Annotated in this window: 14 protein-coding genes; all 14 read left to right on the top strand. The window is 60.9% G+C overall.

Annotated elements, in window-relative coordinates; translation table 11 throughout:
- Positions 1 to 192: 192 nt before the first annotated feature.
- The 14 genes from ACQY1P_RS02860 (at position 193) to ACQY1P_RS02925 (ending at position 15784) form a co-directional block, all read left to right on the top strand.
- Complete coding sequence (locus ACQY1P_RS02860; RefSeq protein WP_430252804.1) at positions 193 to 1317, top strand: ABC transporter ATP-binding protein; 1125 nt, start codon at positions 193 to 195, stop codon at positions 1315 to 1317.
- Between the two features lie 90 nt (positions 1318 to 1407).
- Complete coding sequence (locus tag ACQY1P_RS02865; protein WP_062459092.1) at positions 1408 to 2385, top strand: ABC transporter substrate-binding protein; 978 nt, start codon at positions 1408 to 1410, stop codon at positions 2383 to 2385.
- 22 nt (positions 2386 to 2407) lie between these two features.
- The gene (locus ACQY1P_RS02870) at positions 2408 to 4093 is read left to right on the top strand and encodes an ABC transporter permease (protein WP_430252806.1); all 1686 of its coding nucleotides are present in this window, start codon (positions 2408 to 2410) and stop codon (positions 4091 to 4093) included.
- A gap of 431 nt (positions 4094 to 4524) precedes the next feature.
- The gene (locus ACQY1P_RS02875; protein ID WP_325264598.1) at positions 4525 to 5670 is read left to right on the top strand and encodes an ABC transporter ATP-binding protein; all 1146 of its coding nucleotides are present in this window, start codon (positions 4525 to 4527) and stop codon (positions 5668 to 5670) included.
- 2 nt (positions 5671 to 5672) lie between these two features.
- Positions 5673 to 6593 (top strand): carbohydrate ABC transporter permease, encoded by a 921-nt coding sequence (locus ACQY1P_RS02880; RefSeq protein WP_062459086.1) that lies wholly within the window; start codon positions 5673 to 5675, stop codon positions 6591 to 6593.
- A complete protein-coding gene (locus ACQY1P_RS02885; RefSeq protein ID WP_325264596.1) occupies positions 6593 to 7414 on the top strand; it encodes a carbohydrate ABC transporter permease in 822 nt (273 codons plus the stop codon). Before ACQY1P_RS02880 ends, ACQY1P_RS02885 begins: the two co-directional genes overlap by 1 nt.
- A 45-nt stretch (positions 7415 to 7459) precedes the next feature.
- Positions 7460 to 8752 carry an ABC transporter substrate-binding protein gene (locus ACQY1P_RS02890; protein WP_325264594.1) on the top strand — a complete coding sequence of 431 codons (1293 nt, stop codon included), beginning with the start codon at positions 7460 to 7462 and terminating at the stop codon, positions 8750 to 8752.
- A 68-nt stretch (positions 8753 to 8820) separates the two neighbouring features.
- Positions 8821 to 9621, top strand: a complete 801-nt coding sequence (locus ACQY1P_RS02895; RefSeq protein ID WP_325264592.1) for a phosphodiesterase — start codon at positions 8821 to 8823, stop codon at positions 9619 to 9621.
- Positions 9622 to 9860: 239 nt separating this feature from the next.
- Entirely contained in the window at positions 9861 to 10865 is a 1005-nt protein-coding gene (locus ACQY1P_RS02900) for a TRAP transporter substrate-binding protein (RefSeq protein ID WP_244508887.1), read from the top strand.
- Between the two features lie 90 nt (positions 10866 to 10955).
- A complete protein-coding gene (locus ACQY1P_RS02905) occupies positions 10956 to 11465 on the top strand; it encodes a TRAP transporter small permease (protein WP_174197529.1) in 510 nt (169 codons plus the stop codon).
- 2 nt (positions 11466 to 11467) lie between these two features.
- On the top strand, positions 11468 to 12754 hold the full coding sequence (locus tag ACQY1P_RS02910; protein WP_325264588.1) for a TRAP transporter large permease: 1287 nt from the start codon (positions 11468 to 11470) through the stop codon (positions 12752 to 12754).
- A 151-nt stretch (positions 12755 to 12905) separates the two neighbouring features.
- On the top strand, positions 12906 to 13514 hold the full coding sequence (locus ACQY1P_RS02915) for a J domain-containing protein (protein WP_113110025.1): 609 nt from the start codon (positions 12906 to 12908) through the stop codon (positions 13512 to 13514).
- A 237-nt stretch (positions 13515 to 13751) separates the two neighbouring features.
- Positions 13752 to 14231 carry a formate dehydrogenase subunit gamma gene (locus ACQY1P_RS02920; protein WP_325264586.1) on the top strand — a complete coding sequence of 160 codons (480 nt, stop codon included), beginning with the start codon at positions 13752 to 13754 and terminating at the stop codon, positions 14229 to 14231.
- Complete coding sequence (locus tag ACQY1P_RS02925; protein WP_325264584.1) at positions 14228 to 15784, top strand: NADH-quinone oxidoreductase subunit NuoF; 1557 nt, start codon at positions 14228 to 14230, stop codon at positions 15782 to 15784. Before ACQY1P_RS02920 ends, ACQY1P_RS02925 begins: the two co-directional genes overlap by 4 nt.
- Positions 15785 to 15819 lie beyond the last annotated feature (35 nt).

Raw genomic sequence — 15819 nt, forward strand, 5'->3', positions numbered from 1 at the left:
TCAGCGTCCATCGGGCACGTCCGTCACAGCAATTTCCAAGGGCTTGATGGCCTTCAGTACGAATTCGATAGCGAGAATATCGACCTCGTTCTACTGCCCTACCCAGTCGGAACTGGCTATGCCTCGCACCTGACCGTCATCCACACGTCACATATTCGTGGAATCTGATCTTGACGATCGGAGGGCGATTACGTGCCGTATCTATGCCTCAACGCGATATCGAAGCACTTCGACCAGTTCACAGCGCTGGATAGCGTCTCGCTCGCGATACCCGACGGAGCGTTTCTCGCCTTGCTTGGACCTTCAGGCTGCGGCAAGACCACTCTTCTGCGCCTGATCGCCGGGCTTGAGCATCCCGATCAAGGAGAGATCCGTTTCGACGATCAGTTAGTCGCCGGTGATGCCGTCTTTGTCCCACCGGAAAAGCGTCGCGTTGGCATGGTCTTTCAGTCGTATGCGCTCTGGCCGACGATGACCGTACGAAAAAATATCGAGTTCGGCTTGAAAGTCGCCGGGCTCACGGTTCAGGAGCGAAACCAACGCATCGATGAGGTTCTGGACGTCGTCGGGCTTCGGGGGCTGGATGGCCGCCGACCGCACGAACTGTCGGGTGGACAGCGGCAAAGGGTAGCGCTTGCTCGCTCGCTCGCAACCAGACCGCAACTCATCCTGCTCGATGAACCGCTTGCCAATCTCGATTCTCACTTGCGTGAGGCCATGCTCGCGGAATTCCGCCGTATCCATAGTCTGACCGGCGCCACATTCGTATTCGTCACCCATGATCAGGACGAGGCGATGGCGGTTGCGACGCATGTCGCCGTCTTGGACCGGGGCCGGCTACAGCAGCTCGGTACGCCGGAAGAGCTTTACCGCCAGCCGTCTTCGAGCATGGTTGCCCGTTTCATCGGTCGGGGACGGACGCTGCCGGTCCAAGTGGTTGAGTCCGGAGCGGGTCGAACGAAGGTCATGCTCGGCCAGCAGCTCCTCGACATGCCGGGCGAGGCCCCGACAGGCTATGGCTGGCTGTGCTGTCATGCCTCCGATTTCAAGCGCGTGCCTGAGGGCGGCCACCTGGAGGTCGAGCTCCTGGGTCAGGTCTTTCAGAACGGCGTCTTCCTCAGCCACTGTCTGCCGACTGAGATTGACGGCGACGTCGTCAGCCTGCCGCTCGAGGAGCGGTTAGCGCCCGGCACATCGATCGAACTCGTCCTTACGGGCGGCTGGGTGATCGGCGACGGCGGAACAGGCCAAACCTGGGCCGGCCGTGTCACTGGTCGATCGTCAACCTGTCGTTCTGCCGTCATCTCTGTGAGCTAGGCGAAACAGCACCTGCCGAACCGGTGGCCGTCTCCCCATCGCCCGGGCGGGGCCGCGTTCAAAACAATCTGCCCTATCAACGAGGTTCTCATGTTCTTCCGCACGCTCGTCGCCACAACCATTCTTGCCGGCCTCGCCTTCCAGGCCGCGGCCGCAGACACGATCACCGTTTACACCTCGCAGCCGCAGGATCAGATGACCAAGGTCATCGAGGCGTTCAACGCCGACCATCCAGAGATCAAGGTTGAACTCTTCCGTTCCGGCACGACCGAGGTCATGGCCAAGCTGCAGGCTGAATATGCCGCTGGCAACAGCCCGGCCGACGTCATCCTGATCGCTGATACCGTCGCGATGACGCAGTTGAAGAACGACGACCGCCTTCTGGCCTTTACCGACGCTCCGGTTGCGGGCATAAACCCGGCCTTCATCGATGCCGACAAGACCTTTTTCGGCACCAAGGTGATCACCACAGGGATCATCTACAACACGAACCTCGTGAAGACCGCCCCGAAGAGCTGGAACGACCTGCTTGCCGCCGATGCGGCCAAGAGCCTTATCATGCCAAGCCCGCTCTATTCCGGTGCGGCCGTCATCCATGTCGGCACGGTAACGCAGCAGCCTGAATTCGGCTGGGCGTATTACGAAAAGCTGGCCGAGGCCGGCGCCGTTGCCGGCCAGGGCAATGGCACGGTTGTCGAAGCCGTTGCGCGCGGCGAAAAGGCCTACGGCATCATCATCGAATACATGGCCCTCAACGCCAAGAAGAAGGGTTCACCCGTCGACTTCGTCTTTCCCGCAGAAGGTGTAAGCTCGATCACCCAGCCAGTCGCCGTGCTCAAGGGGTCCGATCAGGTCGAGGCAGCCAAGACCTTCGTCGCCTGGCAGCTCTCCAAGGCAGCCCAGGTACAGGCCGCCGCCCAGGGCTATTTCCCGATCCTGCCCGGTGTCGCGCAGCCGGAAGGGTACCCGGCGCTTACCACACTGAAGATCCTGCCCGCCGATAGCGATGCCATGCTCAAGGCCGACAAGGAAACCAAGGAAAAGTTCGCGGAACTGTTTGGCGGTTGACCCTACGATCCGCAGACCCGTTATGGGCCGGCCGCATCGTTTGGGAGGCGAGCATCTGCTCGTCTCCCTTCTCGTTTTATACGTGTCCTTCACGACGCTATGGCCGCTCGCGCGGCTCTTTTCCGCCGCCTTCCAACCCGGCGAGGACGGCACGCCGCTCGGGCTGATGCTGACCACGCTCGCCAGTCGCTCGGCACTCAGGGCGCTCTCGGGAACGCTGCAGACCGCGCTTCTGTCCGTTGCCGTGTCGACTGTCATCGGCGTGGCGCTCGCCTTTGCAGTCAGCCTTTTGAAACTCCGCACCCGCGCCGCACTGACCTTTCTCATCCTGATCCCGCTGATCGTGCCGTCGCAAACCATGGCGCTTGCCTGGATTGAACTCTTTGGCGCGCAGTCGCCGATCCTGAAACCGCTCGGCCTTGCGCCACCGCCGGGCTCCACCAACCCGCTTTATTCAACTGGCGGGATCGCGCTTGTGATGGGCATCGAACACATGCCGCTGGTTTTCATTGCTGTCCGGGCGGCGCTGCGGGCACTGCCGGCCGACCTTGTCGAGGCCGCGCGCATCCTCGGTATTTCGCCAGGCAGGATCGGCCTCGGAATCGTCTTACCCATCGTCATGCCTTCGGTGCTGGCTGGAAGCTTGATCGCGTTCACCGCGGCGATTGGCAATTTCGGCGTGCCGGCACTTCTTGGCATTCCGGGCCGCATCTCGGTCCTGACAACGTTGATCTACCAACGGCTGAACGGCTTCGGCCCGGCCGCCGCCGGCCAAGTGGCGACACTGGCGCTGATGCTCGCTGCCATGGCGGCGCTTGCCATCGTCCTGCGCAACATCGTCACGACCCGCATCGCCGTGCCGCTTCCGGCCGGGACACCCTTCGTGCCTACCCGCCGCGCGCCTGTAATCGAGTTCCTGCTGTGGATCGTGGTGCTCATCCTGTCGCTCGTGCCGCTCGCGGCGCTGACCATGACTGCGCTCTTGCCGGCCATCGGGGTGGCCTTCGGACCCGACACGATAAGCCTCGACCAGTTCCGCGCCGTGCTCGACAATCCGACCGTGCGAAGGGCTTTTGCCAATTCGCTGCTGCTCGCCGTGATCACGGCCGCAATTTCGATGCTGGTGGCCGTACCGCTGGCCTTTCTTTCTCAACGCCGTACAAATCCTGTGCTCCGGCTGCTTGATTTCGTCATCGAGGGGCCCTGGGTCGTTCCCGGCACTGTTGTCGCGCTCGGCATGATCCTCGCGTTCCTCAAGCCGCTGCCGCTGATCGGGCTGTCGCTCTACGGGACCATGGCGATCCTCGTCATCGCCTATCTCTCGCGCTTCCTGCCGCTGGTGCTCCGGCCCGTGGCCGCCGCCGCGCAATCAGCCGACCCCGCACTGGACGAGGCGGCTCGCATTACCGGCGCCGGTCTTAATCGCCGCATCCTGTCCATCTTCTTGCCCGGCGTGCTACCGGCCGCGGCTGCCGGGGCGATTCTGGTCGTGATGACGGCGCTCAACGAGCTGACGCTTTCGACACTGCTCTGGTCGTCGGGAAATGAAACCATAGGTGTGATGATTTTTGCTCTTCAGTATGAAGGAAACTCGACTGGCGCAGCGGCAGTCGCAGTTCTCTCAACCCTCCTCGTGTTGAGCCTTGCCGGGGGAGCGACATTGATTGGCTCAAGCATGCCGAAGGGTACGCTACCTTGGTTGGAGTGATTGAAGTACGGGGGTTTGATGGACAAGAGCCGCCACCGATCCTGTCGATCTACACGCTTTCCGGCAGAACACGCTCGGCATCGCCAACGATTTTGCGTGTTTCATCGCCTTTCACGCGATTACAGTCCTTAATGCGCGCTCTCCATGTACCGAAGTATCGCAATGCGGCACCAGAAGTGACCCTCCGATGCCCTCTTGATTTCGTAAGTAAATCCATGGCGAATTCTCAGTGACATGCGCCAGAAAGTCGGTCTCGCATCATTTTTACTGGATCTCCGTGAGCTACCCGATACGCCGATCGGATGCCTGAGGGTCAGGCCCGGCACCCACCAGTCCACCTCCCGCCCTCCTCCTCCGTTACATAACCTTCTCAAAACTGTCGCAACACAGTCATGTCGCGGCTGCATAGCCCCTTCGAAAAGGAGCTCAGAATGCAGCCTCAATCGCTTAACATCACCGGCATCGGGAAAGGCTTCGGAGCCGACGACGTCCTGAAGGGCATCGACCTTTCCATTCGTCCTGGCGAGTTTCTATCGCTCGTGGGCATGTCCGGCTGCGGCAAATCCACGTTGCTCCGGATCATCGCAGGCCTTGAGACCGCGGATCGCGGAACGGTGTCGATCGGCAGCCGCGATGTCACCGATGTGGATCCGTCCGACCGCAATCTGGCAATGGTGTTCCAGTCCTACGCGCTCTATCCTCATATGACCGTGCGCGACAATATCGCGACGCCGCTGCGCATGCGCCGCCTTTCGGTCTGGTCGAGGTTGCCGCTGATCGGGCGCATGATCGCGAATGCCGAAATGCTCCGCGAGATCGATGCTTCGGTAAAGGAAGCAGCCGACGTGCTGCAGATCGGCCATCTGCTCGATCGAAGGCCGGCACAGCTTTCCGGCGGCCAGCGCCAGCGCGTGGCGCTTGCCCGCGCCCTGGTCCGTTCGCCTTCCGCCTTCCTGATGGATGAGCCGCTGTCCAATCTAGACGCGAAACTGCGCGCACATATGCGTGGCGAACTGACCAACCTGCACAGCCGCCTTGGCGCCACCTTCATCTATGTCACCCATGACCAGATCGAAGCGATGACCATGTCGGACCGCATTGCCCTGATGTCGGAAGGCCGCATCGAGCAGCTCGGCACACCGGACGAACTTTACCGCCGCCCTTCGACCCTGACGGTGGCACGTTTCATCGGAACGCCATCGATCAACCTCCTGCCCGTCGAATTGGACGCATCGGGAGAGATCGTTCTGTTCGGACAAAAGCTCGGTATCACCGCGCGCAACGCATGGCCGGGACCTGCGACACTCGGCATCCGCGCCGAAGACGTTTTTCCCGCAGCTGATGGCATCGAGGCAAGCCTCGTGCGGACTGAAACGCAGGGTGCCGACCGTTTCGTCACCTTCAATCTCATCTGCGACCCATCCATTTCTATCGTCATGCGGCAGCGGGTCGGTGACGATCTTGGCGCGGATGCGGATGGAAATGTTCGGTTGGCGTTTTCAAAGGAAGGCGTCCATCTTTTCGGGTCCGACGAGAAGCGCCGCGAGATCACCGTTCACGAACAGGTGCCGGCGTGAGTATGGCGGCTTCAACGGTAGAGGCAATTTCAGAGGCCCGGCCACGCAAATCGTCGACTGCACGCCGCATGGCGCGGCGGGGGCTTTTCTTCGTTGCTCCGGCTGTGCTGCTGATGCTCGCCATCTACATCATTCCGATGCTTGTTCTCGCCGTCTTCTCGGTCACGGACTATCAGCTCGGCGCCATGTCCACCAGCTTCGTTGGCCTCGACAACTTTCGCAAGGCGTTCAGCGATCCGGTATTCTTGCGGGCATTGTGGAACACGGTGCTTTACGCGGTCATCGTCATTCCGGCGGGTGTCATCCTGGCGCTCGGGGTGGCACTTCTCGTCTATAACCGCAAGCGCAGCCGCGGCTTCTGGGAGATCGCCTATTTCCTGCCGGTGACGGCGACGCTCGTTGCGATGGCAACCGTGTTCCAGTTCCTGCTGCACCCCTCGCTCGGCCCGGTCAATGCCGCGATCAAGTGGTTCGGCTTCGAGCCGGTCGGCTTTCTGTCCAACCCGTCGCTGCTGATCCCGACCATGGCGATCATTGGCATCTGGCAGGTGCTGGGCTTCAACATGGTGCTCTTCCTGGCCGGTCTGACCGCGATCCCGAAGGATCTGCACGAAGCTGTCCGGCTCGACGGCGCGAAGAACCCGATCGACCGCTTCCTGACGGTCACATTGCCGATGCTCGGACCGACGATGATGTTCGTCATCGTCACCACGTCGATATCCGCATTCAAGGTTTTCGAAACCGTCGCGGTTCTGACCAAGGGTCGCTCGGGCTCGGAAGTGCTTCTGTTCGCGCTCTACCTTGAAGGCTTCGAATATTCCAACACCGGCTATGCGGCCGCCCTCACCCTGATTTTCCTTGCCATCGTGCTGGTGCTCTCGATCGGCCAGACGGTGCATATGGACCGGAAGGTACATTACTGATGGCCGCGCTCCGCAGATATTTGCCGCATGTCGTTCTGGCCGCCGGGGCCTTCGTGATGCTGCTGCCGTTCTACTGGATGTTTCTGACCTCCATCCGTTCGCCCGCCGAGATCTTCAGCGTCTCGCTTTGGCCGATCCCGGAGAAATTTGCAGCCGTCGACAACTATTCACGCGCGGCCAGTCAGGTACCGATGCTCCGCTTCATGCTGAACGGTGTGATCGTCTGCTTCGGCATCCTGTTCGTGCAGGTGCTGACAGCCGTGCCTGCAGCCTACGCGCTCGCAAAGCTTCGCTTTCCGGGCCGCAAACTGCTGCTGACGCTGGTCATTGCCGCACTCACCGTGCCGATCCAGGCGCTGGCATTGCCCCTCTTCGTGGGGCTCGCAAAAGCGCAGCTGCTGAACACCTATTTCGCGATGATGATGCCGTTTCTTCTCTCGGTCTTTGCGATTTTCCTCTTCAATCAGTCGTTCCGCAGCTATCCCGACGAGATCATCGAAGCCGCACGCATGGACGGTTTTTCGGAACTGGAAATCTGCTTCCGGCTGGTGCTGCGCGGCTCGCTGCCTTCGCTTGCGGCCTTCTCGGTGTTCTCGCTGGTTGCCCACTGGAACGACCTCTACTGGCCGATGATCGTTGTCACCGACACCAATCTGGCGCCGCCGCCGCTCGGCATGCTGTTCTTCGCGGACGTCGAATCCGGAGCGAACTACGGCGCACTGATGGCGGGCGCGACGATCATCACAGCCCCCATGGTCATCTGCTTTCTTCTTGCCAGAAAACATTTCATCGCCGGCATCACCATGACCGGCGTGAAGTAACTGCTCTCCTCCTCCCTCCCCCAACCGAACTCTTCGGAGACCAAAATGCATATCACCAGACGGACCGCGCTTGGCGGAGTGGCTCTCGGCCTCGCGCTGACAGGCTTTTCCACGCAAGCATCTGCAGCGGATGTCACTTTGAACGTGCTCTACAACCTGCCGGGCTTCACGAAATTCCATCAGCCGCTAGCCGATGAGTTCATGAAGAACAATCCGGACGTCAAGATCAACTTCCTGGCGCCAGCGCCCGGCTATAACGACGGCCAGCAGCAGGTTCTGCGCGCAGCCGTCACCGGCAACCTGCCGGACGTCTATTTCTCGGGCTACAATTTGACGGCAGAACTGGTCCACACACTGGCACCGCGCAAGCAGATCACCGATCTCGCACCGTTCATTGAAAAGGACGGCGGCCAGACTTTCCTCGACAAGAACTATTCGCCGAAGATGGCAGCGCTGGGCATGGTCGACGGCAAGCAGTACGGCCTGCCGGTCAACGCATCCTCGCCGATCATCTATGTCAACGCCGAACTGGTGCGCAAAGCCGGCGGCGATCCGGACAACATGCCGAAGACCTTCGACGGCCTGATCCAGCTTGCGAACAAGATCCATGCGCAGGACGCCAAGGTGTCCGGCATGGGCTACGATATCAACCTGTGGCCGGATGACTGGTTGTGGCAGGCGCTTATCACCAATCAGGGCGGCAAGCTGGTCGACGAGACCACCAAGACCGTCGGCTTCGACAACGAGATCGGCCTCAATGCTCTGAAGCTGGCGCGTCGTTTCGTCACCGAAGGCGGCCAGAACCTGCTTGACTGGGACCAGTCGCGTCAGCAGTTCGGTGCAGGCCTGACCGGTTTCATCTTCTCGACGCCTGCCCATGTGCAGACGATCGAAGCCTTGGTCGGTGACCGCTTCAAGCTGGTGACCTCGACCTTCCCGCTGGATAACCCTGAAAAGGGCGGCGTGCCGACCGGCGGAAACTCGGCCGTGATGCTGACCCAGGACAAGGAAAAGCAGGACGCTGCCTGGAAGTATATGAAGTGGGTGACAGGCCCGGAAGCGCAGAACGTCATCGTTCGCATCACCGGATATTTGCCGACCAACAAGCTCGCCACCGGTCCGGAATTCCTCGCGCCCTACTATGCCGAGCATCCGAACGTCAAAACCGCTTCGCTGCAGGCTGAACGCTCGCTGCCATGGGCCGGTTATCCAGGCGGCGATTCAGTGCGCATCTGGCGCACCCAGCGCGACATCATCGGCACCGTCATGCGCGGCGAAGTCACGCCCGAGGCCGGTCTGAAGCAGATCGTCGAGCAGACCAACGCCCTGATGAAGTAATCGCGGACACCATGCCCAAGGTCGCGGGGAGCCTCTCCGCGACCAACTCATTTTTTAAGAGACCGACGATGAAAATTCTGCAGATCACCGATACGCACCTGATGCTGTCAGGCCAGTCCGTGAACGGTGTCGACCCCGAGAAACAGCTGCGCGCAGCCGTGGCTGATGTCCTCGAGAAGCACGCCGATGCGGACCTGTTGGTGATGACCGGCGACCTTTGCAATCACGGTGATCCCGGAGCATACGACATCCTCAAGGATATCCTGGCGCCCGTGCCGTTCGAAGTTCGCCTGATGCTCGGCAATCATGACGACCGGCCGAATTTTAGGGCGGCCTTCCCTGCCCATCCCCTCGATGCAAACGGATATGTCCAGTCCTTCCTCGATACGGAGTTCGGACGGCTTGTCTTTCTCGACAGCCATGAGGCGGGTGTCATCGGCGGTATCTTTGGCGAAGATCGGATGGCGTTTCTGGACGAGGCGCTTGAAGGTGCCGGCCAGCACCCGGTGACAGTCTTTATCCATCACCCGCCGATCGACTGCGGCATTGCCCATTTCGATCACATCGGCATGCATGACGACGGGCGGGTCATGCGCCGGCTCGCCGGCCACAAAGCGGGCATCCGTCATATCGTGTTCGGCCACATCCATGTGCCGATGTCGGGAACGAGCGCCGAGGGCATCGCCTATAGCTCCGGGCAGGCCTGCGCGCACCGGTTCGTCACCGACCTTGCCAATCCGAAGCCGTTCTGGACGGGCGGCAATCCCTGCTACCGGATCATCAACCTCGATGGACATGGACTGCGCGCCTACGCCGTGGAAGTGGGCGAGACGATCACCGGCCAGGCGCCGATCTGCGAAGGACCATGATTTGAAGGGGTCGAGGCGAAGTCGTGCGCCTCGACCAAAGCCTGCGTCTTGCAGAGCCTGAAAGCAGGCGATGCGTCTTTTCCACCACAGACATCAGCCGTCGATCAGACTGCAACCGAAATACCCCCGGCGAGGCTCTTGTATCGGCCTTGGATGAACTTGACGTCTATCAGGTTTTCGCGGATGGAGGTCGTCCACACGCGCGGATGAGGACGACGCGCTCTACGGGAGGAAAACACGTGTTTCATGCGTTGAACAGACGGACGTTCGCTGGCGCCGTTGCGGCTGCCACCCTTGCAGCAACCTGGGCAACCGGTGCCTTGGCACAGGCGACCGAGGTCAAGATCGCCTACGCGCTGGCGCGCGATTCCCATTACGGTGCCGCCGCCGATGGCTGGGACAAATACGTTACCGAAACCAGCCAGGGCAAATTCAAGTTCACGCATTTCCCGTCCTCCGCACAGGGTGGCGAACGCGAAGTCATCGAAGGCCTGCAGCTCGGCACCGGCGTCCAGGCCGTCGTCGTCTCCTCCGGTGCTCTCTCCAACTTCGTGCCCGAAATCGGCGTGACCGATATCCCATTCCTGTTCCGCGACCTGACGCATGCGCGCGCCGTGCTGGACGGACCGATCGGTGAAGGGATTCTTGAAAAGTTCCGCGACCGCGAGCTGATCGCTCTTGCCTGGGGCGAACAGGGCTTTCGCCACATCACCAACAACCGCCAGCCGATCGAAAAGCCGGAAGACCTGGCCGGTCTGAAGATCCGCACCATGGAAAACCCGGTCCATATCGCGGCCTTCAAGACGGCGGGTGCAGCACCGACGCCAATGTCTTGGCCCGAAGTCATTCCAGCCCTGCAGCAGGGCGCGATCGACGGACAGGAAAACCCGCTTTCGGTCATCGTCTCCGCCAAGCTCTGGGAAGTTCAGAAGTATTTGACGGTGTCCGGACACGTCTATTCTCCGGCAATGCTGATCGTGGCGCCGTCGTTCTGGGAAAGCCTCTCCGAGGACGAACAGAAGATCTTCGCGGACGGTGCGCTGAAGGGCAAGGAAGCCATGCGCGCCTTCGTCGACGCCTCAGAGAAGAACGGCGTGGAAAAGGCGAAGGCTTCAGGCATGCAGGTCAACGTGCTCAGTGACGAGCAGAAGGCCGCGTTCCAGAAGTCGATCCAGTCCGCCTATGACGGATATTACAAGACCTACACCAAGGAACTTGTCGACCAGATCATCGCGACGAAATAAGCACGACCAGACTGTGATGGGCGTCCGCTTCAGGTGGACGCCCGTCCACGGATCGATCCGAGGGGCGGTGCTTCGAGCGCCGGGGATGCAATGCAGAAATTCGAACGTATTTTCGTGGATCTCAATCGCTGGCTGCTGATCGCTATACTGTCTGCGATGGCGATCCTTGTGTTTCTCAACGTCTGCCTGCGGTTTCTCACCAATCAGTCGATCACCTGGTCTGATGAAGTGGCGCGCCACCTGATGATCTGGCTGACCTTCATCGGCGCCGGTATCACGCTCAGGCACGGTTCGTTGACGGCGATCGACAACGTCCAGATCGCGGTCGGAGATCGCAAGGCGCGCATCCTGCGGATCATCTCCGCGCTGATCATGTTCGCTTTCTTTGCTGTAATGATCTGGGCGGGCAAGACCTATGTCGGCCGCACGATGCTGCAGACAACGCCCTCCACGCAAATTCCCTTCGGCTATATTTATCTCGCGATCCCGATCGGCTTCGCCCTTTTGACAATCCATCTTCTCCTGGTTCTGCGGACCTATGTGGTCGGCGGCATGAGCGCGCTGCAGGGCGAAGACGACCTCCCGCCGGTTGCTGCCTGACCATGATGATTTCCATTCTCTTCGTTTCGTTTTTCATCCTGATGGCCGTCGGCGTGCCGATAGCCTTCACGCTGGCGATTTCGACCTGGCTCGCCGTCATTCTCGGCAGCCGCTATCCGCAGATCGTCGTGATCAAGGAAATGTTCTCAGGGGTGGACAGCTTCCCTCTGCTCGCCGTCCCGTTCTTTATCCTGGCGGCCGAACTGATGACGGGCGGTGCGCTTACCCATCACCTTCTGCGCCTTGCGGCGCAATTCGTCGGCCGTGCCCGCGGCGGGCTCGGTTATGCCAGCATCATCTCGACAACGCTGTTTGCCGGCATTTCCGGCTCGGCCCTTGCAGCAGCGGCCGGACCGGGCGCGATGACGATCCGGATGATGGAGAAAAGCGGTTACGAGAAGCGCTACGCATCCGCTTTGGCTGCGGCTGTGGCGATCGTCGATCCGATCATCCCGCCGTCGATCACCATGATCATCTATGCCCTGCAGGACAATCGCGTTTCGGTCGGCGGCCTGTTCGTTGCGGGCGTCATTCCCGGTCTCCTGATCTCCGCCGCGATGTGCCTCGTGAACTTCTACATTTCCCGCAAGCGCAACTACCGCTCGATGGATCTACGGCCGACGCTGGCTGAGATGGTGAGGACGACGGTCTACGCGATACCGGCGGTTGCCCTGATCGTCATCGTCGTCGGCGGCATCCGGGCCGGGTATTTCACCCCGACCGAGGCATCCGTCATCGCGGTATTCTACTCGCTGTTCTGCGGCATGTTCATCTACCGCTCTCTGCACGTACGGGATTTGCCTGATATCATCTTCCGTTCGGCGATGATCACCGTCGGCATTCTGCTTATCCTTGCTGCCGCACGCGCATTCGCCTGGGTGCTGATCATTGAAGGCGTGCCGCAATATATGGCGGACCTGATCATATCGTGGAACCTCAGCCCGATCATGTTCCTTCTCGCCGTCAACGTACTGTTGCTGCTTTTCGGCACATTCATGGATCCGCTTCCCGGCGTCATGATCCTGGTGCCGATCCTGGCGCCGATCGCCTTCAGCCTGGGGATCGATCCGATCCATTTCGCGATGATCGTCATTCTCAACCTGACGATCGGCCTGATCACCCCACCCGTCGGCCAGCTTCTCTATGTCGTGTCGGCCGCGGTCAGGATCAGGGTCAGCGAGATCTCGCGGGAAATGACACCGTTCCTCATCGCCTATGTCGTGATCCTGCTTGTGATCACCTTCATTCCGGCGCTGTCGACTTGGCTGCCCCGTCTCACCGGTTTTTGATCAGGTAACCCCGAGATAGCTGCGGCGATGCTCGGTAACCCAGGCCGGATATCGCCGCCAAAAGCACAGTTGTTTTCCGAAAAACACGGATAAATGTGGAACGCAGGTTCGCCGCTTGCCGAGATCGCAGCTTGCCGCCATATAGACGCCTATGACAGTCGATTCGAAGATATTTGTGGGCCTGAAGTCCATCCGCAAGAAGCCTGCGCCGCAAAGCGACACATCCGGGCCGAGATGCCAGTGGGATGGCTGCGAAAAAAAGGGTTCACACCGCGCGCCAGTCGGCCAGGGCGGCGAAGGCCTGTATCTTCTATTCTGTCTCGAGCACATCAAGGATTATAACAAGGGCTATAACTTTTCGCCCGCCCAGTCGGATCCCGTGGTCGCCCGCTACCAGAAGGAAGCGGTCGCTGGCCAGCGCTCAACGATGGGAACCGGTGTCAAGCAGCCAACCGAAATCCCGATGCCGCTGACGACCCGCTCCGGGTCGGCAAAGGCGCTCAACGCGCGAAAGAGCGCGGAGCAGCGTAAGGCGCAAAAGGCGGAACAGCAGGCAAGAAAGCTCAAGGTTCTCGAAGCAAAGGCGTTCGAGACACTCGGACTTCCGCAAGACGCAACGCCCGCGCAGATCAGGCTCCGCTACAAGGAGCGCCTCAAGATGCACCATCCCGATGCAAACCAGGGCAGCCGGACATCGGAAGACGAGCTTCGCGCATCGATCGAGGCGCACAAGATCCTTAAGCTGAACGGCTTCTGCTGAGACTTCGTGCATCGCTATAGTTGCGGGTCTTGCAGTTAAGACTCGGACGCGTCCGAATGGCGGCAGGTTGTGCGATAGCTTTGTTCTATTGCGTAACCGTTCTGCACTATTGAACAAAAATCATGAGATGAGACACTTTCCTCCATCGTGAAGCTGGGTTCGCCCACCTTGCACGTGTTTTGACCCCGTTGGCTGTCGTGGAGGGCGGCTTGCGGGATCAGCGGGGAGGCCGCTCATATGAACATGCATATTTCCGCCGGTGAGTTCACCGCGCGGTCGCTGAGCATTATCGCAAGCCTGATGCATCTCGAAGGGCCGATGCTGCCCATCCTGCATGCCATTCAGGCGGAGTTCGGTTACGTGCCGGATGAGGTCAAGCAGCTGATCGCGACCGAACTCAACCTGTCTCGCGCCGAGGTGCACGGCGTCGTCACCTTCTATCACGAATTCCGCGATCATCCGGCGGGCCGTCATGTGCTGAAGCTCTGTCGGGCCGAGGCCTGCCAGTCGATGGGCGGCGACCATATCGCGGATCGCGCCCGGCAGGTTCTCGGGATCGACTTTCACCAGACGACGCTCGATGGCTCGGTGACGCTGGAGCCGGTCTACTGTCTCGGTCTCTGCGCCTGCGCACCGGCCGCAATGATGGACGGCGAACTCTATGGTCGGGTCGACGAGCAGTGTCTCGGCGACATGGTACGGGAGGCAAGGCGATGACGGTTACGATCTTCGTTCCGCGCGATGCCGCAGCTCTGGCGCTCGGCGCAGGCAGGGTGGCAAAGGCCATCGCGCAGGAAATCGACAGCCGCGGGCTGGATGCAAGACTGGTGCGCAACGGCTCGCGCGGCATGGTCTGGCTGGAGCCGCTGGTCGAGGTCGAGACGGACAGAGGGCGCGTTGCCTACGGTCCGGTCAAGACCGGCGACGTGGCGGGTCTGTTCGATGCCGGGTTGATGGATGGCGGAGGCCACGACCTCTGTCTCGGGCTGACGGAGGAAATTCCTTTCCTTCGTCAGCAGACCCGGCTGACCTTTGCCCGCTGCGGCATCACCGATCCCCTGTCGCTCGAGGATTACCAGCGGCACAACGGACTTGTGGGTCTTCGGAACGCCATCGCGATGTCGCAGGCGGAGATCGTCGCAAAGGTTACCGACAGCGGTCTTCGCGGCCGCGGCGGTGCCGGTTTTCCGACCGGCATCAAGTGGAAGACGGTGATGGGCGCGCCGGGCCCTCAGAAATACATCGTCTGCAATGCCGACGAGGGCGACAGCGGCACGTTTGCCGACCGGATGATCATGGAGGGTGATCCCTTCGTGCTGATCGAGGGCATGGCGATCGCAGGCATCGCGACCGGCGCCACGAAGGGTTATGTCTATACCCGTTCCGAATATCCGCATGCCATTGCTGCGATGACCGAGGCCGTCGAGATCGCCCGCGCTGCTGGCATCCTCGGGCCTTCTGTAATGGGCTCGGCCTATGCCTTCGACATCGAGATCCGCTCCGGTGCCGGCGCCTACGTCTGCGGCGAGGAGACGTCGCTCTTGAACTCGCTGGAAGGCAAGCGCGGTACCGTGCGGGCAAAACCGCCGCTACCGGCTTTGCAGGGATTTCTCGGCCGGCCGACGGTGGTCAACAACGTCATCTCTCTCGCCTCTGTGCCTGTGATCATGGAGCGCGGCGCAGAATTCTACCGGGATTTCGGCATGGGCCGCTCGCGCGGCACGATCCCGATCCAGATCGCCGGCAACGTCAAGCATGGCGGCCTGTTCGAGACGGCTTTCGGGCTGACCCTCGGCCAGATCATCGATGATATCGGTGGCGGCACGGCGACCGGGCGTCCGGTCAAGGCGGTACAGGTGGGCGGTCCGCTCGGCGCTTACTTCCCGCGCGAGCTGTTCGATACGCCCTTCGACTACGAGGCTTTTACCGCCAAGGGCGGGCTGATCGGCCACGCTGGCATCAGCGTATTCGACGATAGCGCCGACATGCTGAAGCAGGCACGTTTTGCGATGGAGTTCTGCGCCATCGAAAGCTGCGGCAAGTGCACCCCCTGCCGGATCGGCTCTACCCGCGGCGTCGAAACCGTCGACAAGATACGGGCCGGCATCGAGCCTGACAAGAACAAGGTGCTGCTGGAGGATCTCTGCAACACGATGAAGTTCGGCTCGCTCTGCGCGCTCGGCGGCTTCACGCCCTATCCTGTGATGAGCGCGATGAACCATTTTCCGGAGGATTTTGCGCCGGCACCGATGGTGGAGGCGGCGGAATGATGAGGAGTGCTCTGCGTAGCAGACGAAAAGCCAAC

Origin of the sequence: Neorhizobium sp. DAR64872/K0K18 (assembly GCF_050500175.1) — a bacterium.
Classification (GTDB): domain Bacteria; phylum Pseudomonadota; class Alphaproteobacteria; order Rhizobiales; family Rhizobiaceae; genus Neorhizobium; species Neorhizobium soli.